At 64.3% G+C, this 23,785-nt stretch carries 20 protein-coding genes; 16 read left to right on the top strand and 4 right to left on the bottom strand.

The genetic code is table 11. The features are described from left to right. Positions 1-7: 7 nt before the first annotated feature. The 6 genes from FZ033_RS15715 to FZ033_RS15690 are packed head-to-tail and all read left to right on the top strand — an operon-like array spanning position 8 to position 3,739. Positions 8-1,117 carry a replication initiator protein A gene (locus FZ033_RS15715; protein WP_149577066.1) on the top strand — a complete coding sequence of 370 codons (1,110 nt, stop codon included), beginning with the start codon at positions 8-10 and terminating at the stop codon, positions 1,115-1,117. Continuing rightward, a complete protein-coding gene (parA, locus tag FZ033_RS15710) occupies positions 1,114-1,767 on the top strand; it encodes a ParA family partition ATPase (RefSeq protein WP_149577065.1) in 654 nt (217 codons plus the stop codon). The genes FZ033_RS15715 and parA overlap by 4 nt, the downstream gene beginning before the upstream one ends. Further along, positions 1,764-2,015, top strand: a complete 252-nt coding sequence (locus tag FZ033_RS15705; RefSeq protein ID WP_149577064.1) for a ribbon-helix-helix protein — start codon at positions 1,764-1,766, stop codon at positions 2,013-2,015. The genes parA and FZ033_RS15705 overlap by 4 nt, the downstream gene beginning before the upstream one ends. Beyond that, positions 2,012-2,533, top strand: a complete 522-nt coding sequence (locus FZ033_RS15700) for a DUF2840 domain-containing protein (RefSeq protein ID WP_149577063.1) — start codon at positions 2,012-2,014, stop codon at positions 2,531-2,533. The genes FZ033_RS15705 and FZ033_RS15700 overlap by 4 nt, the downstream gene beginning before the upstream one ends. Further along, positions 2,530-3,075 carry a S26 family signal peptidase gene (locus FZ033_RS15695; protein WP_149577062.1) on the top strand — a complete coding sequence of 182 codons (546 nt, stop codon included), beginning with the start codon at positions 2,530-2,532 and terminating at the stop codon, positions 3,073-3,075. The genes FZ033_RS15700 and FZ033_RS15695 overlap by 4 nt, the downstream gene beginning before the upstream one ends. A 1-nt stretch (position 3,076) precedes the next feature. Next, entirely contained in the window at positions 3,077-3,739 is a 663-nt protein-coding gene (locus FZ033_RS15690) for a lytic transglycosylase domain-containing protein (protein ID WP_149577061.1), read from the top strand. A gap of 107 nt (positions 3,740-3,846) precedes the next feature. On the opposite strand, the gene tnpC is transcribed toward FZ033_RS15690, so the two are convergent. The 3 genes from tnpC to tnpA all read right to left on the bottom strand — a co-directional run bounded on the left by tnpC (position 3,847) and on the right by tnpA (position 6,695). Next, positions 3,847-5,376: an IS66 family transposase gene (gene tnpC / locus FZ033_RS15685; protein WP_149577060.1), complete on the bottom strand. Its 1,530-nt coding sequence runs from the start codon at positions 5,374-5,376 to the stop codon at positions 3,847-3,849. Between the two features lie 72 nt (positions 5,377-5,448). Further along, positions 5,449-5,802 (bottom strand): IS66 family insertion sequence element accessory protein TnpB, encoded by a 354-nt coding sequence (gene tnpB / locus FZ033_RS15680; protein WP_149577059.1) that lies wholly within the window; start codon positions 5,800-5,802, stop codon positions 5,449-5,451. After that, positions 5,799-6,695, bottom strand: a complete 897-nt coding sequence (tnpA, locus tag FZ033_RS15675) for an IS66-like element accessory protein TnpA (RefSeq protein WP_149577058.1) — start codon at positions 6,693-6,695, stop codon at positions 5,799-5,801. Before tnpA ends, tnpB begins: the two co-directional genes overlap by 4 nt. A gap of 254 nt (positions 6,696-6,949) precedes the next feature. On the opposite strand from tnpA, the gene FZ033_RS15670 reads away from it, so the two are divergent. From FZ033_RS15670 to FZ033_RS15660, 3 genes are read left to right on the top strand one after another with little or no spacing between them, the layout of a single operon-like run. After that, positions 6,950-8,689 (top strand): relaxase/mobilization nuclease domain-containing protein, encoded by a 1,740-nt coding sequence (locus FZ033_RS15670; RefSeq protein WP_149577057.1) that lies wholly within the window; start codon positions 6,950-6,952, stop codon positions 8,687-8,689. A 21-nt stretch (positions 8,690-8,710) separates the two neighbouring features. Beyond that, positions 8,711-10,702, top strand: coding sequence for a conjugal transfer protein TraG (locus FZ033_RS15665; RefSeq protein WP_149577056.1), 1,992 nt, complete (start codon positions 8,711-8,713; stop codon positions 10,700-10,702). Between the two features lie 5 nt (positions 10,703-10,707). Then, positions 10,708-11,154 carry a CopG family transcriptional regulator gene (locus tag FZ033_RS15660; RefSeq protein WP_149577055.1) on the top strand — a complete coding sequence of 149 codons (447 nt, stop codon included), beginning with the start codon at positions 10,708-10,710 and terminating at the stop codon, positions 11,152-11,154. Positions 11,155-11,528: 374 nt separating this feature from the next. Here FZ033_RS15660 and FZ033_RS15655 read toward each other — a convergent pair whose 3' ends face one another. After that, positions 11,529-12,038, bottom strand: coding sequence for a toll/interleukin-1 receptor domain-containing protein (locus FZ033_RS15655; RefSeq protein WP_210247910.1), 510 nt, complete (start codon positions 12,036-12,038; stop codon positions 11,529-11,531). 370 nt (positions 12,039-12,408) lie between these two features. Here FZ033_RS15655 and FZ033_RS15650 point away from each other — a divergent pair, with 370 nt between their 5' ends. The 7 genes from FZ033_RS15650 to qatD all read left to right on the top strand — a co-directional run bounded on the left by FZ033_RS15650 (position 12,409) and on the right by qatD (position 23,696). Beyond that, positions 12,409-13,455, top strand: coding sequence for a nucleoid-associated protein (locus FZ033_RS15650; RefSeq protein ID WP_149577053.1), 1,047 nt, complete (start codon positions 12,409-12,411; stop codon positions 13,453-13,455). Beyond that, positions 13,421-14,866 carry a hypothetical protein gene (locus FZ033_RS15645; RefSeq protein ID WP_149577052.1) on the top strand — a complete coding sequence of 482 codons (1,446 nt, stop codon included), beginning with the start codon at positions 13,421-13,423 and terminating at the stop codon, positions 14,864-14,866. Before FZ033_RS15650 ends, FZ033_RS15645 begins: the two co-directional genes overlap by 35 nt. Before the next feature lie 359 nt (positions 14,867-15,225). After that, the gene (locus tag FZ033_RS15640) at positions 15,226-18,915 is read left to right on the top strand and encodes an AAA family ATPase (protein WP_188079524.1); all 3,690 of its coding nucleotides are present in this window, start codon (positions 15,226-15,228) and stop codon (positions 18,913-18,915) included. Between the two features lie 84 nt (positions 18,916-18,999). After that, complete coding sequence (locus FZ033_RS15635) at positions 19,000-20,844, top strand: KAP family P-loop NTPase fold protein (protein WP_149577050.1); 1,845 nt, start codon at positions 19,000-19,002, stop codon at positions 20,842-20,844. 181 nt (positions 20,845-21,025) lie between these two features. After that, positions 21,026-21,679, top strand: a complete 654-nt coding sequence (gene qatB / locus FZ033_RS15630; protein WP_232847506.1) for a Qat anti-phage system associated protein QatB — start codon at positions 21,026-21,028, stop codon at positions 21,677-21,679. Then, entirely contained in the window at positions 21,676-22,962 is a 1,287-nt protein-coding gene (gene qatC / locus FZ033_RS15625) for a Qat anti-phage system QueC-like protein QatC (protein WP_149577048.1), read from the top strand. The genes qatB and qatC overlap by 4 nt, the downstream gene beginning before the upstream one ends. After that, a complete protein-coding gene (qatD, locus tag FZ033_RS15620) occupies positions 22,959-23,696 on the top strand; it encodes a Qat anti-phage system TatD family nuclease QatD (RefSeq protein ID WP_149577047.1) in 738 nt (245 codons plus the stop codon). The genes qatC and qatD overlap by 4 nt, the downstream gene beginning before the upstream one ends. Positions 23,697-23,785 lie beyond the last annotated feature (89 nt).

The following is a 23,785-nucleotide window of genomic DNA, read 5'->3' as shown; positions in this document are numbered from 1 at the left end:
CGCCCACATGGCGGCGCGGCATCACAGCCTCTCGGAGCGCGGACAGCTCGATCTGTTCCGCGCCCTGCCGGGGGACTTCGCGCCACGAGATGCGCAGGATCTCATGGCCTATCCCTTCTTCTCCCTTTCCAAGACGCCGCGCGTCGCTCCGATCGATTTCCGGACCGGCAGCATCGCCATCCGGGTCGAGGCCGTGCCCGACCACGGCATGGCGACGATCTGGGACGCGGATATTCTCATCTGGGCCGCCAGCCAGATCGTCGAAGCCCGCGACGCGGGGCTTCGCACCTCGCGCCTGATGGCGGCGACGCCCTATGAGATCCTCACCTTTGTCGGACGCGGCACCTCCCTGCGCGACTATCAGCGCCTCAAGGCCGCGCTCGACCGTCTCCAATCCACGACGGTCTCGACCACCATCCGCCAGCCGGCGGAGGGGCGCCGGCACCGCTTCTCCTGGATCAATGAATGGCAGGAGCGCACCGACCGCAGCGGCCGGCCGGATGGTGTCGACCTCATCCTGCCGGACTGGTTCTACCGTGCCGTACTCGACGATGCGCTCGTGCTCACCATCGACCGGGCCTATTTCGGGCTGACGGGCGGACTGGAGCGCTGGCTCTACCGCCTTGTGCGCAAGCATGGCGGGCGACAGCAGGATGGGTGGCGTTTCGATTTCCGGCACCTGCACCAGAAGTCCGGCAGCCTGTCGCCGTTCAAGCGCTTCGCCTTCGAACTCAGGGATCTGATCCGGCGCCAGCCGCTTCCCGGCTACATGCTGTTCGTCGAGGTCGAGGTCAGCGGCCGGCTGCTGCTCGCCTTCGAGCCAGCCGCGCCCTGTGGACAGCCTGTGGATAGCCTCGTGCTATCGGGAACCCGGACTATCGTGCCATCGGGAACCGGTGCCTCGTGCTATCAGGAACCAAAACAGACCATAACCCACTGTCCTAAATCAGGAAATCGCGCCCTTAACTTAGAGTCTAACTCAGAATCTAACCTTAAGAGGCGCGCGAGCGCTTTTGCGAGCGCCGTCGATCAGCCCCGACTGGGGGCGAAGTGGTCGGGAAAGACGCCGCCTGACAGCGTCTCACAGACGCCGCCTCGCTCGAGGGGGCATCGATGATCGTCGCGCTCCTCAACCAGAAAGGCGGGGTCGGCAAGACGACGCTGGCGCTGCATCTCGCCGGGCAATGGGCTCGGCAGGGACAGCGGATCACGCTGATCGACGCCGATCCGCAGGGCTCCAGCCTCGACTGGTCGCAGCAGCGCAGCCGCGAGGGCCTGCCACGGCTGTTCGGTGTCGTCGGGCTCGCCCGCGACACCTTGCACCGGGAGGCGCCCGAGCTTGCGCGTGACGCGGATCACATCGTCATCGATGGTCCGCCCCGCGTCGCAGGGCTGATGCGCTCGGCGCTGCTCGCCGCCGACCTAGTGCTGATCCCGGTGCAGCCCTCGCCCTTCGATGGCTGGGCGTCGGCCGAGATGCTGGCGCTGATCCGCGAGGCGCGGATCTACCGCCCGGAGATGCTGGTCCGGTTCGCCTTGAACCGCTGCGGCGCGCGCACGGTTCTCGCGCGCGAGACCGCGCGGACGCTGGCTGACCATGATCCGCCGGTGCTCGCCAGCACCATCGGCCAGCGCATCGCCTTTGCGGCGGCCGCGCAATCCGGGCGTCTCGTCTTCGAGCGCGACGATGCCGGGCCGGCCACGCGCGAGATCGCTGCGCTGAGCGCCGAGATCAATGGTCTCGACCTCGGGAGGCAAGCGCGATGAGCGATCGCCCGATCCGCCGCGACTTCGCCTCTCGACCTGCCGATCCCGAGCACTGGATCAAGGCGGCAGATATCTCGACCGAGCGCCGGCCCGGCGCCGCGTTCACCGCGCGCCTCACCATCGATGTGACGACCGACCTGCGCGGGCGGATCAAGGTCGCCGCCTTCCGGCGCGGCGTCACCGTCGCCGAGATGCTGCGCGACCTCCTCGCGCGCGAATTCCCTCCCCAATCTGGAGACCAGCCATGAGCGCGGCGTTTGCGCCCCGTGCGGCAAGCACGGCATCTGCTTCCAGTCCCCCGTCCGATGTCCTGACCCATGTGGAGTTGACCCATATCGAGAAGCGGATTGAGAACTGGATCCGCTTCGGCCATCATGCACATGAGCAGCTTCTGGATCGCCGCCGGCGCATCCTCTCTTTCCCTCCCGGCTGCATCTTCGCCTTTGTCCGGTGGGCCTCGAATGACTTCGGCACCGTCGCCTCCCGCCTCGACATCGTGCGTTGCGTGGCGCCGGGCGACGGCTACCAGACGCTGCCCTTCGTGCGTCCCGGCGGCGAGATCCTGCTGCGGGTGGATGGCTGGCCGAAGGTCGAGAAAATCCTGCAGCACATCGACGCCATCGAGGCGATCGGCATCGATGCGACGACCGTCGCCCCTGATCACTGGGGTCATGTCGCGCACCGCATCAGTGTCGGCTTCGAGCCGCGCGCCTATAGCATGGAGCGCCATCAGGCGTGGCTGAAGCGGCAGGAGTGCGGTCAATGAACCGCGCCGCCTATGTGCTGATGGCTGCGGCCGCCAGCGTCGGCATGGCCTACGCCGCCACGCTGCCGACGCCGCTCAAGCTGATCTGGAATGTCTCGGCGAGCGTTCCTGTCGGGCTCTACTCGGTCGAGCCGGCGGATCATCTTGAGATCACCGATCTGGTGGCGGTAATGCCGCCACCGCCGCTCGCTGCGTTCCTCATCGCGCGTGGCTATCTCGGCGAAGGCACGCCGTTGTTGAAGCGTGTGATGGGGCTCCCGGGGCAGGACGTCTGCCGCCTCGGCGACGCCATCACTGTCGATGGCGTGCCATTGGGCGAAGCGCTGCCGCGCGACCGCATGGGGCGCGATCTGCCGGTCTGGCGGGGCTGCCGGCGTATCGCGGCTGGCGAACTGTTCCTGATGAACCCGGACGTCGGTGATAGCCTCGACGGGCGCTACTTCGGCCCCACCGCCGCTACGACCGTCATCGGGCGAGCAATGCCACTGCTCACAGATGAAGCCGGCGACGGCGACTTCATCTGGCGCGCGGCGGTGCGCTGACATGCATCGCTCTGTGCTCTTCCTTGCATCCGGATTGTTAATCGGCGGCGCCTCGCCTGGCTCTGCCACGGCGCAAACCACGATGCCGACCCTGGCTTATTCCGTCACGTTCTACGCCGCCCATATCGACGAGGCTGCGCAGCGCTTCGAGCTTCCGGCCAGCTGGATCCGTGCGGTCCTGCAAGCCGAGAGCGGCGGCGATCCGCGCGCCATCTCGCCTGCCGGTGCCATGGGGCTGATGCAGATCATGCCCGCGACCTGGGACGAGCTTCGCGTCCATCACGGTCTCGGCGCCGATCCGTTCGACCCGCGTGACAACATCCTCGCTGGCGCCGCCTATCTGCGCCAGCTCCATGACCGCTATGGCAGCATCCGCGCCATGCTCGCGGCCTACAATGCCGGGCCTGCGCGCTATGAGGCCTCGCTTGCGGGTGAGCGGCTGCCGCTGGAGACGCGCACTTACATAGCGGCCTTGGCCCCGATCATCGACAAAGAGTCTGCAGCCGGCGCCACCGAATTGGTGCGGCCAATGGCGCAAAGTTGGCGCGAGGCGCCGCTGTTCGCCGCGCCGCTCGCGCGCAGCAATCCCATCGATGCCGCGCTTCTCGCGTCGCGATCGGGCGCGCTTTTCGTTGCACCTTTGCCCTTGCGGAGAGCGCCATGAGCACGAGGACCCGCTTTCGCATGGTGTCGGGCTCTGGCGTTCCGTGGCGAGGAAGGAGGCGCAGCACAGGAACCACGACCGTATGCGTCCGGGGGCTGCACATGATGTCAGCTCTTGGCAAGATTCGCTGCTGTCCATGCCCATGGCAGGAATTCATCGAGCCGGTTGACGGGATGGCCGTCGACCATGCGCTGGAGAACGTCGGCGAGATAGGCGTAGGGTTCGACTCCGTTGAGCTTGGCGGTTTCGATGAGCGAACAAAGGATCGCCCATCTCGCCCCTCCGCCGTCGCTGCCGGCGAAGAGGTGGTTCTTCCGCCCAAGGCTGACGGGGCGGATCGCCCGCTCAACAGGATTGGTGTCCATCTCGACATGGCCATCGGTCAGGAACCGGGTGAGGCCGTCCCATCTGGAGAGCGCATAGCGTATGGCTTTCGCCAGTTCCCCGGCAGCGGGGATGAGCGCCAGCTGTGCCTTCAGCCAGGCCTCCAGTGCTGCCACCAGTGGCTTCGAGCGGCTTCGTCGTGCCGCCAGTCTGTGCGGCGGCGACTGCCCGCGAAGCTCTGCTTCGATCACGTAAATATCGCGGATCCTGCGCATGGCCTCTTCGGCGAGGGGCGAGCCGGTGGCCTGCGCGACATCGTAGAACTTGCGCCTCGTATGCGCCCAGCAGGCGGCAAGTTTGATGGTCCCGGCCTTCGCGAGCGTCTCGAAGCCGGCATAGCCATCGACATGCAGTACGCCTCTATAGGACGCCAGATGTCTGGCCGGGCGCTCGGCCTTCCGGTCGGGTGCGAACATGTAGATAGCGGCTGGAGGTTCCGGTCCGCTCCACCCGCGCTGTTCACGGGCATAGACCCACAGCCTTCCGGTCTTGGTGCGTCCCCGGCCGGGATCGAGCACCGGAACTGGCGTGTCATCGGCGAAGAGATAGTCGGAAGCCAGGATATTCTTCGCCAGCCTGTCGTGAAGCGCCTCCAGCCACCAGCATGCGCCACCGACCCAGCCGGCGAGCGTCGAGCGCGCCAGATCGATGCCGTGCCGCGCGAAGATCTGCGACTGCCGATAGAGCGGCGTATGGTCACAATATTTGCTGATGAGAACCTGCGTGAGCAGCGCCGGCGTGGCCACTCCACCGGCGATCAGCCGTTCCGGCGCCGGCGCCTGAACCACGCTCTCGCAGAGGCGACAGGCATATTTCGGGCGGGTGATGCGGATCACGCGCAGCTGCGCCGGCACCCAGTCGAGCATTTCGGCCTGGCTCTCGCCAATCGCATGGAGCGCGCCGCCGCAGCACGCGCAAACCTCACTCTCGATGTCGAGCCGAACCTCCTGGCGCGGCAGGTGATCGGGCAGCGGTTTGCGATGAGACGTGCGTTCCGACGGCAGCTTCGCGACGTCCGGACTGCTCTCCCTGATGCGAGCGATATCGGCATCGAGATCGTCCAGGGCGAGCGCCAGCTGGTCGGGATCGAGGCGCTCGGAACGGCGGCCGAACTGCGCCCGCTGCAGCTTCTTGATGATCGACTGAAGGCGCTCGATCTCGCCGTCGCGGCTCTCGACGACGCCCACAATCTCGCGCACCAGCTGGTGCAGGAGGTCGACATCGGAGGGCAGGTTATCCAGATCGAGCCGCATGCGCGATTCTACTGCAAAACCGCGTCGCGCCCAAGCTTAGAAGCCTTCATCTGTCAGCATTTGCGTGCCTTTTCATCCCGCCAGTGCCGGTTTCCAGACACGTTCCGGCGCACGCCAGTCGATGCCTTCGATCAGCATGGCCAGCTGCGCCGGCGTCAACGTGATCGCGCCGTCATAGCCCGCCATCACCGGCCACACGAAGCTGCCCTGATCGAGCCGCTTGGTGAACAGGCAGAGCCCGTTGCCGTCCCAGAACAGAATCTTCAGCATCGAGGCCTTCCTTCCCCGGAAGGCGAACAGGTGGCCCGAGAACGGGTCCTGCTTCAGCGTCTGCTGCACCAGCATGGCGAGCCCGTCCAGGCCTTTGCGCATGTCGGTGTAGCCCAGCGCCAGATGCACCTTCTCGCCGGCGGGAACGATCATCATGGTGCGATCTCCCCGCGCTCGACGTGCGCCCGCACAGCATCGGGATCGCTGCCGACCGGCGCGAAGACCCGCCGCCCGTCGGCCAATTCGACGGCTATCATGCCGTCGGGCCGCTGCATCAGATCCTGCAGCACACGTGCCGCCGGCGTACCTTCGTCCAGCGCGACGGGCGCCAGCTTCGCGCGCTTCTTCTGCGCCACGCCGAACTGCACCCGCCAGCGGAACAGCAGTCCCGTGACGATGCCGTGCTTGCGCGCCACGCTCGACACGCTGACGCCCGCCTGGTCGCTCTCGAGTGCGATGGCGCGTTTTTCCTCGTCGCTGAAGACACGCCGGATCGGCTGCCGCGGCGCCTCCGGTTCACCCTTCGATGGAGCCGTCAAGAGGCCGTCCGCCGGCTTTTTGCTGGCACTAGTGCCAACGACCGGACGGGCGGAGGGGTGAAGATGCGCGCGCCAGTCGATCTCCACCTCGCCCTCGTCCAGCCGGTCGCGCCATTTGCGCAGGCTCGTCGGCGACAGATTGAGCGCAGCGGCGTACTCGCGCATGCCCATCCCGCTCCAGTTCATCGCCTCGACATGCATCGCCCAGAACGCCTGAAGCGCACGGTTGCGCTCATCCGTGCTCACGCTGAACCGCAGCCGGGCGCGTCTCTTCTGGCGCTTTTCCTCGGCTTCACGGCGCTTCTCCCGGCGCAGTTCCGCCTGATATTCCACATGCTTACGAGCCGCTTCCTTGCCGGCCAGATACTTCAGCCAGCGATCGAACGTGCACTTCCAAAGTCCGTGCTGGCGGCAATAGTTCGTCCGGTCCAGCCCGCTCTGCCGCCACGCCTCGATGTGAACAACCCAAAAGGACTGCCGCGCCGTGTTCTCGAAATGTCTCAAATTCATCGGAGATCCTCCATGCTACGAAGGAACCCGACATGCCCCGATTTTGCACCACGCCAATACTGTGCAGGGGCCGGACGCTTACCCACGACCGCAGGAGGGCAGGATAAAAGAGCGCACATTGCGCGACGGTCGGGATGTTGGTTCTGCCTGCGTTTGCCCGGGGCCTCGGCACCTTGCGGAGCCGAACCACAAGGTTTGCGCGTGCCGCAAATGGTGCCGCATCAACGATTTTCGGCACATTTCGAGGTTTCGCCATGAGCGATGAACGCGAGTTCCGTGTCCGTCCCGGCCGCATCCGCTCGACCCGCGCCCAGCAGGCGCGGCCCTTCGTCGCCCAGGCGCTTGCCGCGGCCCGGAAGGCGGGCGGCGGGGTCACTCGCTCGGGCAAGATCGTCTCCGGCAACCGCTCACGTTTCGGCAGCGGGCAGGTTGCCAGCCTTCAGGCCAGCCGCCGGATCACGCCGAACTCGCGTGGCGCCGTGGTGAAGGCCCGCGTCGTCCGACACACCGCCCGTGCGGGCTCCCTCAGTCAACACCTGACCTATCTTCGCCGCGAGGGGGTGACCCGCGACGGCGAAAAGGCACGGATGTTTGGTCCCGAGATCGAGAGCGTGGATGTCGACGCCTTCACCGAGCGCTGCCGCGATGACCGTCACCATTTCCGCTTCATCGTCTCGCCTGACGACGCGTTGGAGATGGAGGATCTGCGGGCCTTCACCCGGGACCTCGCCCGCCAGATGGAAAAGGACCTCGGCACCGGTCTCGACTGGGTCGCCGTCGATCACTGGAACACCGAGCATCCCCATGTGCATCTGATCGTCCGCGGCCGCCGCGACGATGGCCAGGATCTCGTGATCTCCCGCGACTACATCAGCGAGGGCATGCGCGATCGCGCCCGTGACCTGATCACCCAGGAACTCGGCCCGCGCACCGAGCTCGATATCCGCCGGAGTTTGGAACGCCAGATCGAGGCCGAGCGCTGGACCGAGCTCGACCGCCAGCTTCTCCGCGAGACCCGCGAGAGCGGCATCATCGACATGGCGCTGGTTCCCGGCCGACAGCCGGACGAGCACCATACGCTGAAGATTGGGCGCCTGAGAAAGCTCGAAGCGCTTGGCCTCGCCACCGAGATCGGCAACGCGCAATGGGTGATGGAGCCGGAAGCGGAAGCCACCCTGCGCGGGCTGGGGGAGCGCGGCGACATCATCAAGCGGATGCACCGCGCCCTGACCGAACGCGGTATTGAGCGCGGCACGGCCAGCTACGTCCTCGCTGCCGAGAGCCTCGACGTGCCGGTGATCGGACGGCTGGTTGCGCGCGGTCTTGATGATGAACTCCACGGCTCCGCTTATGCCATCGTCGATGGCGTGGACGGGCGCTCCCATCACATCCGGCTGCCCAATCTCGATGCCGCCGGTGACGGCGCGCCTGGCTCCATCGTCGAGCTCCGGACTTTCGACGATGCGCACGGCAAGCGACGTGTGGCACTCGCCGTGCGCTCCGATCTGGATCTCGCCCATCAGGTCACGGCCACCGGCGCCACCTGGCTCGACCGGCAGGCCATTGCGCGTGACCCCGTTGCTCTGTCGGACGGCGGCTTCGGCGCGGAGGTGAGCCAGGCGCTTGACCGGCGTGCCGACCATCTCATCCGCGAGGGCATGGCCGAGCGGCAGGGACGGCGCGTCGTCTTCGCCCGCAACCTCATCGAGACGCTCCGCCGCCGGGAACTGGAGGCCGTCGGCGAGAAGCTCGCCGCCGAGACCGGCCTGCCATTCAACAAGGCCGGCACCGGCGAGTATATCGCCGGCACGTATCGCCAGCGCCTTGTGCTCGCCTCCGGTCGCTTCGCCATGCTCGATGATGGGCTCGGCTTCCAGCTCGTGCCCTGGTCGCCCTCGCTGGAGCGCCAGCTCGGCAAGCACGTCTCCGGGGTCGCCCGTGACGATGGTGGCGTCGACTGGAGCTTCGGTCGCAAGCGCGGCCTTGGCCTCTGACCTGAGAGAGGGATCATCACCATGCCGGCGACGAACATCCTCTGGGGGCAGATCCTCTCCGTGCTCCTCATCGTGTTGGCTGCCATCTGGGGCGCGACACAATATGTGGCCTCGAGCCTCGGCTATCAGGCGCAGTTGGGCGCGCCGTGGTTCGCGCTTCTCGGGCTGCCCATCTACTATCCGCCGGCCTTCTTCTGGTGGTGGTACTTTTTCGATGCCTATGCGCCGGACGTATTTTTCCGGGGCGCACTGATCGCCGCCTCCGGCGGTTTCCTCTCCATCGCAGTCGCCATCGCCCTTTCGGTCTGGCGGGCGCGCGAGGCCTCCAGGGTCGAGACCTATGGTTCGGCGCGCTGGGCCGAGAGGGAGGAAGTCCGGGCCGCCGGGCTGCTCGGCACGGATGGCGTCGTGCTCGGCCGCTTCGACCGTGCCTATCTGCGCCATGACGGGCCCGAGCATGTGCTGTGCTTCGCGCCAACCCGCTCCGGCAAGGGCGTGGGCCTGGTGGTGCCCTCGCTGCTGACCTGGCCGGGATCGGCCATCGTCCATGACATCAAGGGCGAGAACTGGCAGCTCACCGCTGGCTTCCGCGCCCAGCATGGACGCGTGCTCCTGTTCGACCCGACCAATGCAAAGTCCGCCGCCTATAATCCGCTGCTTGAGGTGCGTCGCGGCGAATGGGAAGTGCGTGACGTCCAGAACATCGCCGACATCCTGGTGGACCCCGAAGGCTCGCTGGAAAAGCGAAACCACTGGGAGAAGACCAGCCACGCGCTGCTGGTCGGCGCCATCCTCCACGTTCTCTATGCCGAGACGGACAAGACGCTCGCCGGCGTCGCCGCCTTCCTCTCCGATCCGAAGCGGCCGATCGAGACCACGCTCGACGCCATGATGAAGACCGCCCATCTGGGCGAGGCGGGCCCGCACCCTGTCATCGCCAGCGCTGCCCGCGAACTGCTCAACAAATCCGACAATGAACGCTCGGGCGTGCTCTCCACCGCCATGTCGTTCCTCGGCCTCTACCGCGATCCGGTGATCGCCGAGGTGACGCGGCGCTGCGACTGGCGCATCGCCGATATTGTCGGCCGGAAGGCTCCCTCGACCCTCTACCTCGTGGTGCCGCCCTCCGACATCAATCGCACCAAGCCGCTGATCCGCCTGCTCCTCAACCAGATCGGTCGGCGCCTCACCGAGGACCTGCAGGCCAAGGGCGGACGCCACCGTCTGCTGCTCATGCTCGACGAGTTCCCCGCGCTGGGGCGGCTCGACTTCTTTGAATCGGCTCTCGCCTTCATGGCCGGCTATGGCCTGAAAGCCTTCCTCATCGCCCAGTCGCTGAACCAGATCGAGAAGGCTTATGGGCCGAACAACTCGATCCTCGACAATTGCCATGTCCGGGTGAGCTTCGCGACCAACGACGAGCGCACCGCCAAGCGCGTCTCCGATGCGCTCGGCACCGCCACTGAGATGAAGGCGATGAAGAATTATGCCGGGCACCGGCTATCGCCGTGGCTGGGTCATCTCATGGTGTCGCGTTCGGAAACCGCCCGCCCGTTGCTCACCCCCGGCGAGGTCATGCAGCTGCCACCCACGGACGAGATCGTCATGGTCGCCGGCACCCCGCCGATCCGGGCGAAGAAGGCTCGCTACTACGAGGATGCGCGCTTCCGGGACCGGGTCCTGCCGCCGCCAACGCCCTCTCGTGGCCCGACCGTCCAACACGATGACTGGACCGCGCTGCCGTTGCTCAGACCGCAGGAGGGCGCGAGCAGGAGCGCCGCGGACGAAGGTCGAGACGATGACCCGACCGGGTCGGAGCACCGGCATCAGCCCGAGCTCAGCCGCGTGAAGCCGGTCGAGAAAAGCCAGCCCATCGAGAACGAGTTCGAGTTCGACAGGGATCGCGACGACGAGATGGAGGACGTCGCCACCCGGAACCGCCGTATGACCGGACTGATGCAAGGTGTGGCGCGGCAGGTCAGCCTCAATCCCAATGACGGCATGGAGCTGTGATCGCCATGGCAGGTCGCACGAAGAAAGCGCAGATCTCCGTCTATCTCGAGCCCGACATCATGGGACTGCTGGCGCACTACGCCGCCCAGCGCGACCAGTCCATGTCCCTGGTCGCCCAGGCCGCGATCGCCTCCTTCCTGTCGCCCGACAGTGCCGAGCGTCAGGAGGCCGCTCTTGCCCGGCGCCTCGGCCAGATCGATCGCCGTCTCGCGCGGCTGGAGCGCGACCTCGGCATCTCGACCGAGGCCTTCGCCACCTTCATCCGCTTCTGGCTCGCCACCACCCCCGCGCTGCCAGAACCCGCCGCCCAGGCCACGCGGGCCAAGCTCTCCGAGCGCTATTCCGCTTACACCACCGCGCTCGGCCGGCGTCTCGCCAAGGGACCGCAGCTGCGGCAGGAGATCGTGGATGATGTTGGAGGATCAGAGAAGGAAGGGAGCGGTCGGAGTTGACCCAATTCGGACCTTGCTAGCGTCGGCTTTCGGGGGGGCAGAAATGGCCATGGCCACTAGTGGCTCGACTGTATATTGAACAACAAACTTAGGAATTATCTCTTATTAAGTCTCGCGCCAAAGACGAGAGAATGGCCATTTCGCCAAAAGGCCCGCCGCACTTGTACGTAGAGCCTGGCGCAGGGATTGCCGGGATTTTACTTTATTGGCGTATGGTGATTTGCAAGCAGTCTGTTAGATTGAATTGCAGCCACATATTTCTGCGTCTGATTTAAAAACCTGTTCCAAGAATGGTGGTGTTGCCACCAGAGCGCATATCCCTATGTCGAATGTGGCCGCATAAATGTCCCAGGCGCAGTGCTTTTAAGGATCATCTACGAGGTCGCGGCTCCGCTCATACTCCCCAGTAGACTAGCAATCTCGCCGATAGTTTTCGTGGCTGTGCTCAGAGCGACCTTATCGGCGAGCGAGGGGCTGAATTTCCTTACCTCGGCGGCGGTCACCCTATGCCAGAGTGGCAAGATGCGGTTCTCGCCGGCAATTTCCTGTTGCGTCAGCCCGTCCAACTCTCGTTGTGTCCAATCCTTCTTGAAGAAGATTTCCGATAGCACCACCACACCGAAACGGGAGCGGGCGATGCCCTTGTCGATGGAACGTCGCAAGCTGTCCCCGACATTCAACGTCAACTCGTCGTACCAGACACTACAGCCCAACACGCCGAGCGCCTCCGCGAGTGGTCGTGCCACTTCATCCTTGTCTTCCGATGCATGCGAGATGAAGAAGTCGTATTCTGGCTCCTCCGTCGCCACCTTCGCGAAAGAGGCCCGACAACGCCTTTGCTTGATCGGCGGCTTTGCGGAGATCTTTGGCAGATGCCATCGCACGCTGGGCCCTGTCGACTTTCGCCATGATGTCGCTGCGCTTACGCGCGATATCGCCGCGCTTCTTTTGGAGGTCGGCGATATCGCGTGTCAGACGCGAGATCTCGGAGGACAGCGAAGTTATCGACATCGGTCTCCACCTATGGCGACCGAACGCCGCCGGGGCGCAAAGGTGGCACTTCGCCAGCTTGTATCAAGTCAGTACGTGCATTCGGTCCGCTCGAATGGAACATATAAAGAACATATGTGTGATAATCAACAGCTTCGGTTCCGCCTGAGCCAACCTAGCGTTGCGTACGGTCAATCCTTGCCCGAAGCTGCCTGAAGAGCCGCGCTATCGGTCTGATCGTGGCGAGTGGGGTATGGGGGGGACATGGGGTTTCTAACGGACGAAGAGAAGGCCACGCTCCAGATTCGGCGCATGATCTTTCATGTCGTCGGCAAAACGTTGGAGGAGCCGATCCTGTTGGAGGAGATTGCGCCACCTCAACATACTGATTTCTTCGTCGATCGCGTCAAATCGGCACTGAGGGGCAACCTGTTCGAGTTCCGGCCCCGATCCGACGCTGAGCGCATGCTGCGGGAGATCAGCGGCAACTCCGACGCGTTCACAGCTCAAAGCCAAGCCTTGGCGTTGGAGTTCCAGAAGCAACATTCTGCGCCGACGAGCGTAGGAGTGTTCTTCGTCTTCGAGCTTGAGGTCGGGGCGGCAATTCCGATTTACGCACTGATCAAGTACGACAACGAGGACGTGGTTCGGTACATCCTCAGAAGCGGCGACGAACCTCAGGTGCCGCGGCTCGAACGGTTCCAGGAAACGTTCGTCCGCAAGCCCGAGGCGATGCAGAAGATCGCGTTGGTTCGCCTCGGTGCCAGTGCAGGCGGGCATCTGATGGTGCGGGATCGCTCCAACACAGCCCACATTTCCGACTATTTTGAGCGCTTCCTCCAGGTGCGCCGAGTGAATTCACCGGACGAGATGAGCGGAAAGCTGGTGGAGGCGTTCAAGGCCACCTTCAAAGAGCACCGAACCTCGCTCCCCGAGGAGATCAGGCGCAGCGGTGTGAACCGCATCTACGAGGTCATGCGTCAAGGGCATCGTTTCGATCCGGAGGCCTTCGAGCCGATTCTCACCGCGATCTTCGGCCAAGTTCCCGAGGAGGCACCGCTTCGGCGGACCCTGACGCGGAACCTCAAACAGCATGGAGTCTCTGAAGAAACCTTCGACATCAACCCTGAGAGAGTGCAGAAGCCGCGCAAGCACCGGCTGGAGACGGACGAAGGCACGCAGATTCTTTACGACGAGGATCACGAACCCACGGTCCGCGACCGAGAGGACGGCCGTAAGGAAATCTTGATCGTCACCACGGGCCTGAAGGTTGACGATGTCGATATCGACACAGGTTCACGCCGCCGTTGAGGCGAGCCGCTCAGCCGCCGATCTGCGCATCGGCGAAGACCCCGGTAGGCTAGGCCTGTCCGGATCACTGACGCGCGCCGCGCTCGACGCCTGGCAGGTCGTCTCCGACACGACTCCAGACTGGTTGTCATTCACCTGCATCGATCCGGCCGACGACCCTATTCAGCCCCGTGACGCAATCGAGGGGGACAGGGTCCGTATCACCGTGACGTTCGCATCGAGCGCGAACGCTCCTCACCTATTCACGCTGGAGGGCTGGCGATCGCTACTGCTTGACGACGCCCTCGTGTCGTCGACCACAGCGGTTCGGCTCGCCTTCGACGACAATCGCTTCCGGACCCGGGCTTTCAACGTCGCGCCATGGGAGGGTGCACCTGTCGCCGGCGCTGACGCTGCCTCACCGCGCGACGGGAGTCCGAGACGGCAGGTCCGATCTCAATCGTCTACCTTGATGGCGCCGTCCAAGATCGAGCCATGGGTCGTCGACGGGGACCATGGTCGTGGGCCGGCCTGGCGAGCTTGGGTGGCCGTTTCCGCCTCGATGATCGCCCGATCGCTTACCAATGAACTTTATACGGAGGGCGACGAAGAGCGTGTCAGCCTGGCAGGACAACCGCCACGGCGTCTTGAGCTCGGCGAGTTCAGCACCGACGTTCCTCTTGCCGCCTTACAACAGGCGGCGGTATGGATTTACCTTGAGGGGGCGGACGTCGAGGTTCGGCACACCTTCCTTTCCGCCGAGCTGGCGCGGGAATGGCCCGCCAACAGATCGTTCGCTGACGGTTTGAAAGGAAAATTGGAATCGTCGTTGGATTCCGCCCGGCTGCTCTATAAGGCCCATCTCCGGGCCGGCAGCAAGGATACCCTGAAGGCCTTGGCGGATCTGCGGAAGACACTGGCTGACGATGTCCAGAAGCTCGCTCAGCAGGCCCGCGACCTATCGAGCGCCGTATGGCGGGACGTCGCCGTCGCGATTGGCGTCATGGCCGTCCGCTTCGGCCTCGACGCCGCGAAGACGGTACCCTCATCCTTCGCCTTCTCGATGATCTACCTATTGGTCGCCAGCTATTTCATCGCGTCGTTCTGGCTAACAACGTCGATCAACCGACGCTTCCTCGCATCGCTCGAACAGAGCAGGGCCAAATGGCGAACCAAGCTCTACGCATTCCTAGACGACGACGATTATCGCGAGCTTGCTGAAACACCACTTTTTGGGGCCATCGAGGACTACCTGCTGACCGAGCGCCGGACGGGCCGCGTGGTTGTAACCGTCGCTCTGCTGCTCATACTCGCGACGCTCGTTGAGGCAGGAATACTCGACCTATCGTCGGTAATCGGATGGACTTCGACGAAAATGATTCGATTTTGGGATATAGCTTCGGCCTTCATTTGGTCTTTCTCCACTCCCTAATCAATCGAGAGGATTATACTAGGCGCGGGTGAACAATCCGCTCAGCCTGAGTGATGTGTTGCGACGTCCAAAGCGCCGCCCCGTGCCTTGCGTCTTACTCAACCCTGCTATCAGGGCAGTACACCTCAGGCGTGCAACTGCGGGATATTCTACAATCCATCACGGTGGTGGGCAGCCCTACAACTGGGCTCCGAGCCTCCGGCAACACGGCCCTGTTGCCGTGTGAATCCACGCCCGCACAGGCTATTCTGGCCGCAGAGCCGCGGCCGGAAATCCTGGCGCGGAAAACCTCGCGTAGCCAAGTGGGGCTGCTAGACTGGAAAGACTTCGATGGGGGCCGGGGTGACGAGGGGGCGGGTGTGTTTCATCTTACCATGCGTGTGGCGTGGCACGATTCGCGCTGGAATGGGCGGGTCTGTCCGGCTCCGTCCTCAAATTCGTTCTGTGTCGCGCTCGACCGGATTCGCGAGGAAAGGGACGACGCCGCGGAGGGCTCTCTGGCCGGAAAGGCTTGGCATGAGCTGACGCCAGACCAGCTGCCGCCGTGCAAAGCCGAGTCCGGCGCCTTCATGAACGAAACAGAGTGGACCCGTCGGTTCGAGCACCCCTACGCATCCATCAAGAAAGCGGCCGCGACCCACGGCCACCTCACGCCCACTATCGTGAAGGTGCCGCCCTTTGCGGCCTTTGCTGTCCCGTTCGGATGGATGTTGCGTAGCGAGCAAGCTGCCATCGACGCAAAGCTGCCGAAGCCCTTGCCGCCAGACGAGCAGTCGCCATTCACGAGCCCTTGGGTGTTTGGCCGCGCCCGTCAGACGGCAATCGTCGACCATGTATTCGATCGCCTGACCCCCGTGCGCTCGCTCGTCTTCTTCTATTGCAAGGAGGGCCAGCCGCTCGGCGACACGATTTCGCGGCTGGTGGTTGGCGTCGGCCGCATCCAGTCCATCGCCCCGATTAGGCAGTACGATGCTCCCGCGGGGGCGAATACCTATCCGATGTGGGACCGTCTGCTCCGACATTCGATACGGCCGGATGGCTTCGACGGGTTCTTACTGCCGTATCACGACTATCTCGAGCCGACCGGCGACGTGGCCGAGGACGCGCGCCGGGCAGACCTTCTGGCAGAAATCGCCGTCCCCGCCGACCCGGCCCACATGCGAGTTTTCTCTTATGCCGCAGAGTTGGCTCCTGCGGATATTGCACTCTCGACGCTGATTCGGTGCCTTGAGGCGGTCCGGAAGATTCGCTCCCATGGGATCGCGAAAGGACCGTGGGAACGGCGTGAGGAATGGCTCAACACGCAGATTGGCCTAGCCTGGAAGGACCGAGGGGCTTTCCCGGGTCTCGGCTCGACTCTGGAGGCGCTGGGCATGCGACTGGGCACGGCGTTGACACTTGAGCTGCTCGCGTCGGGTTCGCTGGCGAGTGATGCGGATCCATGGCCTCATATCGATGCGCTGCTGCGCGGCAAGGTGAAGCCGCCGCAGCCCGCCTACGATGCGGATCTCAAGGTGGTCCGCGACACCTGGGTCAATTTGGCGGACGAGCGTCGGGTTCTTCTGAAGCTGCTCTCGCGCTTTGCACTCACCCCTGCGCAAGCGAGCCGCTGGTTTGATCCAACCAGGCGCGCGGTGGCGAGCACGGCTCCCACGACCGACGCCGAAATCATCGCGAACCCCTATCGGATTAGCGAGGTCGACCTTGGCGACGCGAAAGAGACGCCCGTTTCGGTCGGAACGATCGACCGCGGCCTCCTTCCTGACGCGACGATCGCCGCCAAACACCCGGTGCCAGACCCGTCACGCGTTGAGTCTGCGGCGGACCCACGCCGCCTGCGAGCGGCGATCGTGGGCGTGCTGCGTCGCGCGTCTGAGAACGGTGACGCGCTGCTGAGCATTACGGAAGCTGTGGAGAAGGTCGCTGCCCTCGAGCTGGCCCACCCCTGCCTGATCGGGGTGGATTGGCCTGCCACGAACGCGGCGGCGTTGACTGGTGTTGTCGAACTTATCGACCTGCCTGCGACGCAGGGCGAACAAACCGGGATCTCCGCGCTGCAGCTTACCGAACTGAAGGCGCGCGAGGATAAGCTGCGGAGCGTGCTGTCTAAGCGGGCGGGCAAGGCCGCTTCCGCAGTCCTGGCCGACTGGAAGAAGCTACTGGTGGACGCGATCAAGGCGGCGGGCGGCGCCTTCGATCCGAAGAACGCTCGACACGTGCTCGCTATCGACGAACAGGCCACGGCACTCGCCCGGGTGACCTCTCGTCGCCTGACGGCCCTCGTGGGACGCGCTGGCACCGGCAAGACATCGGTGATGGGCGCGCTCTTGCTCAATGGGGCGCTCGCCCGCGACGGCATCCTGCTGCTTGCCCCGACCGGTAAGGCGCGGGTCCGGCTTGGAAAGGCCGCCAACGCCGAGGCGATGACTGTTGCGCAGTTCTTGAACGAGCTAGGACGTTATGACCGCGTCCGCCAGCGTCCGCGGTTCCATGGCAATGAGAAATACCGCAAAGAGAAGACCGTGGTCATCGACGAATGCTCGATGCTCACTATGGACGACCTTACGGCGGTGCTTGAGGCGCTCGACCTCGCCCATGTTCAGCGGCTCATCCTGGTCGGAGACCCCAACCAACTGCCTCCGATAGGGGTAGGACGTCCATTCGCTGACCTTACGTCATATCTGCAGACGACGGACGCGAAGAGTGACACCGGCCTGCCGCTCGGCGAAGCGCTGGCGAGGCTGACCGTCGAGGTCCGCGCCGTCGCGGGCGCGGACCAAGCATCGGACACGCTTCGGCTTGCCTCCTGGTTCACAAGGGAGACGCAACCCGTCGATGCCGATCGGGTCCTCAGCGATTTGGAGACGGGGCGGCCTTTCAACGACCTCGACCTGTTCTTCTGGAATACGCCCGATGAGTTGCGGAGCCGCCTTAGCGAGGCGTTCCAGAAGCACCTTGGGCTCGCGCAAGCGGGTGATGTCACTGGCTTCAATGCGTCGCTCGGCATCGACGAGCGCGGCTGGGTTCCCTTTGACCAGCCCGACGGCTCAGAGCAGTGGCAGATCCTCTCACCTGTCCGCATGCATCCACATGGCGTGCACGACCTGAACCGCTGGACGCAGCGTCGCTACCGTGCGAGCGAGCTCAAGGCGGCGACCGAGCCGTGGGTGGTCAGCCTCGGTGACGAGAGCATCGTCATTCGCGACAAGGTCATCCAGGTTTCGAACCAGTGGCGCGATGCCTATGATGGGCAGGATTCTGGTGACCATTATGTTGCCAATGGGGAGGTCGGTCTCGTCGGCAACGGCAAGGCGCCTTGGCTGAATGTGGTCTTCGCTGGCCGTCCGAACCTTCGATTCGGGTACAGCAGCCGCGACTTTCCAGGCGGCTCCGGGCCGCTAGAGCTCGCATACGCTATCACCGTCCATAAGTCGCAGGGCAGCGAGTTCCAAAAGGTGTTCGTCGTGCTGCCCAAGAACTGCCGGCCGCTCTCGCGCGAACTTCTCTACACGGCCTTGACCCGTTCACGCCGCCAGCTCGTCCTGCTCATCGAGGGCGACAATCCTTCGGTCCTCTTCGACTACACCCGGCCTGAGCGTTCGGAGACCGCGCGGCGGAACACAAACCTTTTCCAGGGCGTGCTCCGGCGCGTCGAGACCGAGGTCCCATACGCCGAGAACCTGATCCATCGTACGGAAAAAGGTCATCTGGTTCGCAGCAAGTCCGAGCTCGTGATCGCCAACATGCTGTTTCAGTCCGGTGTCGAGTACGAGTACGAGCGGGTGCTCGACGGCGAGGTTGAGCCAGGCCGGCTTCGTCCGGACTTCTCATTCGTCACGGCTGACGGCGACCTGATCCTTTGGGAGCACCTTGGCATGATGGGGCGCGAGGACTACTGGAAGGGATGGGAGTGGAAGAAGGCATGGTACGAAGCCAATGGTTTCGTCGCAGGTCGGTCACTTTTTACTTCTGAAGAAGATGACCGCGGAGGGCTGGATTCTTCGAGTCTGCGCTCCATCGTCGGCGCCATCAAAGCGCTGCTAGATTAATTGCCATGAACTGCCAAGTTGGTCGGCTCGCAGCCGGCTGCACCATCGCGTGCGGAGAGCCGAAAAGAATTAAGGCGGACGCTCATGTGGGCTGACAACGAGACAGAACGCGATTTCCTGAACTTTTCGGGAGTCGCCGATACCGTAGCGGAGATCATCGTTCAAGCACGGGGGCGGCCAATTTCCATCGGGGTATCCGGCGCCTGGGGTATCGGCAAGTCATCCCTGATCAAGTTGACACAAGCCTCCCTCGCAAAGCGGCCCCGGGTGCAGGACGAGCGAGAGTTCATCTTTGTCGAGTTCAACGCTTGGCTCTACCAGGGCTATGACGACGCTCGCGCGGCGCTTATGGATGTGATCGCAACCAAGCTGCAGACCGAAGCGGAGAAGCGGGAAACTGCGGTCGACAAAGTCGCCGGGATTATGAAGCGGGTCCGGTGGCTCCGCGGCATGAAGCTCGTAGCCAGCGACGCAGCCGCCGTCGCGCTGGGGTTGCCACCCATGGGACTCCTCGGCGGGATATGGGGCTTGGGTAAACGCGCTTTGGACGGTGTCGATCAGACCGAACTGGACGAAGCGAAGAAGAAGGCCGGTGAAGCGGCGGAGGCCGCTGGTGGTCTCTTAGCGGCCAGAGCAGATACGTCACCTCCGCGCGAGATCCAGGCTCTGCGCGACAGCTTCGAGGAAGCGCTAGAGGAGCTCGGTGTTACCCTCGTGGTGCTCATCGACGACCTAGATCGGTGTCTGCCTTCCACGACAATCTCGACCCTCGAAGCGATCCGTCTGTTCCTGTTCCTGAAGCACACGGCGTTCGTCATCGCGGCCGACAATGACATGATCAGACACGCGGTGCGCAAACACTTCGAAGGTGTGCCGGACGACCTGCTGGTCACGAACTATTTTGACAAGTTGATCCAGGTGCCGATCCGCGTGCCGGCTCTCGGAACGCAAGAGGTTCGAGCGTACATGATGCTACTGTTCGTCGAGAACAGCGGGCTCACTGAGGACGTTAAGGAGAAGATCCGGGCCGGCGTTTGTATGCAGCTTCGCCAGACTTGGCAGGGCAAGCGCGTCGACCGCGCCTTCGTCCAATCGCTCCACGACGATTTTCCGGAAGAGCTGATCGGCAAGCTCGACACTGCTGATCGGCTCGCGCCGCTCATGACGACGGCGTCGGGGATCGTCGGCAATCCGCGGCTTATCAAGCGCTTCCTGAACGCGCTGGCGATCCGCATGACCATCGCCAAGGCGCAAGGCGTCGGCGTGGATGAGGCAGTCCTGGCCAAGCTCCTACTCTTCGAGCGGCTGGGAAGCCCGAACGCCTATGCTGAGCTCATCGCCGGCGCGAGCGCCAGCGAAACCGGCAAGCCGACCTTCCTCGCCGATTGGGAGACGAAGGCTAACGCTGGAGTTGAGCTGAAGCTTGAGGCGCCCTGGGATGATCCCTTCGTTCTGGAATGGCTGACGCTGCCCCCCGGCTTGGCTGAGGTCGACCTGCGAGGTGCCCTTTACGTAGGCCGCGAGCATGCGCCGCTGATCACGCCCGAGGATCGCCTGTCCTCCGAGGCGGCCGACCTCCTGGCCGGCCTTCTGGAGCACCCCGATATGGCGGCGGCCTTGAAAGACCGACTGGCGAAGGTCGCGCGGGCAGAAACCACCGTGATGATGGACCGGCTGCTCGATCGCGCGCGGCAGGAGCAAGCCTGGGGCGTGCCCCCGATCCTCGAAGCCTGCCTGGCGATCTCAGAGGCGGACCCCGCGCAAGGTCCACGCTTGGCGGCTTTCCTCCGCGATCGCCCGCCGGTTCAGATCGAGCCGAACATCGTGCCGAAGATTTCGGATCAACCCTGGGCGGCCGGTGTATTCCGGGCTTGGGAGGAGGGCGACGTCGCCCGACCGGTCAAGAACGCCATCAAGAAGCGGAGTTAGAATGGGAACGTCGCAGTCTAGCAAGGGTGCCGGTGCGGGCGTTCCGATGGTGCCCGCGTGGGTGGACAATCCGCCACCCGAAGCTCCCGCCGGCGAACTCCCGGCTCCAGGCGAAGAAGCGCCGGTTCCGGCGGCCCCACCCCCGCCTGCTCCTCTTGCGCCTGACAGGCGCTGGATCGGCGTGAGCCGCAGCCTCGGCGACTACGCAAACTCTGGTGAAACCGGCGCCATGCGGCGTGGCTTCGGGCACTACGTCCGCACGGGCTACGGCGGGTCGGGAACGGCAGCGCGCCGCATGGGCGGGACGGCTGCGACCGCGGGAGCGCTCGGTGGCGTGCTGGCTGGGCTCGCCGGAGGGCAAGCGGCTCAGCCTGGTAGTCCGCTCGACCCCGCGCTGCTAGCTGGCCGCTCGGCGGGCGAGATCATGGGCGCCGTGGTTGAAGCCGTGCGACCCGTGGACGGAACACAGGATGCGGAGGCTTCGCGCGCCGCTATACGCGATGCATTGTCCGAACTCCTGACGCGCTTCCCGGACGCTGATCTTCTCAACCTTACACCCGAAGAGCGCGAGTTCGTCATCGAGCGCTTCACCGCGCACGACGTGTTTCGGCGTTTTGATCTCGATGTGGGGCAGACCATTCGAGAGAAGGCTCCGAGCGTCGCCACAGCCTTGTCTAGGCTGAAGCAGGCTCGGGAGTACGTGAAGGAGACCGTTGCGGCGGCGTTTCGGAAGCTCCGCGCCGCCGGCCACCCACTGACCGCCGGCCATATCACAACCGTGGTGCGTGCGGCGCTACGGGAAACGTTCGAGGTGTTCGAGGGGTATGCTGAATGAGGCTCGTATGTGCTCCAGAAGATCACGCCTTCACCGAGGATGGCGCGCTGAACGTAGTCCTTTACGGCCAGCCAGGGGCGACTGAGGACGGACGGTCAGCACGGGGCAGCGCCGGTCAGGCGGCCAAGGCGGACTTTCTTCGAGCGCGCCTAGAAGCGGCTCCCCGAGCGTGGGACTTCCTCTCGCTCGCGCTGTCGGTTGTGACCGCGGATCTTGCAGGACAGCGATCGGCGAGCGCAGACGGTTGGACTCGTGAGTTCGACCTCACGGTGGCGGTAGCCGACCCGACATTCTGGAACGGTCAATCCGCTGCGATCGAGGCCGCGCTGAAGTTCCTGTCGACGGATCGCTGGCACTTGACCTTCGTCGGCGGCGGGCTTCAGCCGGCCCCGCCGCGCGACCCGGCTCGGCCCGATGAGGATTGCGTGGTGCTGCTGTCCGGAGGGATGGACAGCCTGATCGGCGCAATCGACCTGGTGCAGCAAGGGATGAAGCCGTTCGCCGTCAGCAACATCGTACGCGGCGACGGCGACAATCAGGCCGCGTTTTCGGCGGCGGTCGGCGGCGGTCTTCGACATCTGGCTTTGAACCACAACGCCACCCCACCCGGCGCCAAGGAGCCATCACAACGCGCTCGCTCACTGATCTTCCTTGCTTTCGGCGTGCTCGCAGCGACGTCCGTGGGCGCCTATCACGCCGGCGGACAAGTGCCGTTCTATGTGTGCGAGAACGGCTTCATCGCCATCAATCCGCCGCTGACCGGGGCGCGCCTTGGCAGTTTGAGCACGAGGACCGCGCATCCTGAGTTTCTCAACCGCATCCGCGACGTGCTTGCCGCGGCGGGACTACGGGTAAAGATCCTGAACCCGTATGAGCATTGGACGAAAGGTGAGATGCTGAAAGCCTGCGCCGATCAGGCGCTCTTGAAGGCGCATGCGGCCCAGTCGGTGAGTTGCGGACGCTACCGGGTCTTCAACTACAAGCATTGCGGCCGGTGTGTCCCATGTCAGGTGAGGCGGGCCGCTTTCCTTGCATGGGGCGAGCAGGACACGACATTCTACAAGTTCGCTCCACTCGGAAAGAACGACCCCGAGCACTCGAACTTTGACGATGTGCGATCCGTCGCGATGGCCGTGGCGGAGATTGGAGCCGATGGGTTGGACGCTTGGCTCGGCCCGGCGCTCGCCTATCCGAAGATGGGGGACACCGGTCCGCTGCGGGATCTCGTTCGCCGTGGCATGGAGGAGTTGGCCGCACTGCACCAAGCCCACGGTGTGAAATGATCGACTTTCATTGCCATCTCGATCTGTACCCTGATCCGCACGGCGTCGCACGTGCCTGTGCGCAGCGGGGGTTATACGTGCTGTCTGTCACCACAACTCCGTCGGCGTGGACCGGGACAGTCGCGTTGGCGAATGGGGCTGCACGCATACGGACTGCGCTCGGATTGCATCCGCAGCTCGCGCACCAGCGCAAGGGCGAGCTCCCTCAGTTCGAGAAGCTGATCGATCAGACCCGCTACGTTGGAGAGATCGGCCTAGACGGCGCGCCAGAGTTCAAGCGTTACTGGGAAGACCAGCTGTACGTCTTCACGACGGCGCTGGACATCTGCCGAGCCGCTAGCGGCCGCATCCTATCGATTCACAGCCGAAGGGCGGCCACTGCCGTGCTCGACGCGCTTGAAGCGCAGCCCGGCGCTGGGCTGCCGATACTACACTGGTTTTCCGGTTCAATGCGCGAGTTAGCTAGGGCGGTTGAGCTGGGCTGCTGGTTCAGTGTCGGTCCCGGCATGTTGCGGGGCGAGAAAGGCCGGGAGCTCGCAAAGCGCATGCCGCAAGACCGTGTCCTCACAGAGTCGGACGGCCCGTTCGCACAGATCGACGGTCGCGCTGCTTGGCCTTGGGAAGCAGCGATCGCCGTCCAGGAGCTGGGATCGATTTGGGGGGTGTCGCCTCCCGAGGTTGAGCGGCAACTTTCGTCCAATCTCGCTCAACTCGGAAAGCTTGCCCTTCTTTAGATCTCTTGAGGAGCAGCGACCGGTGTACGTGCTGCAGTGATAATACTCTCCTGCTACCATTTCCTGGACTGGCTCTCGGCGGCGAGCGG

Source organism: Xanthobacter oligotrophicus (assembly GCF_008364685.1).
Taxonomy (GTDB): domain Bacteria; phylum Pseudomonadota; class Alphaproteobacteria; order Rhizobiales; family Xanthobacteraceae; genus Xanthobacter; species Xanthobacter oligotrophicus.
The sequence above is the reverse complement of the archived record's forward strand: the minus strand, read 5'-3'. Positions and strand labels throughout refer to the sequence as shown.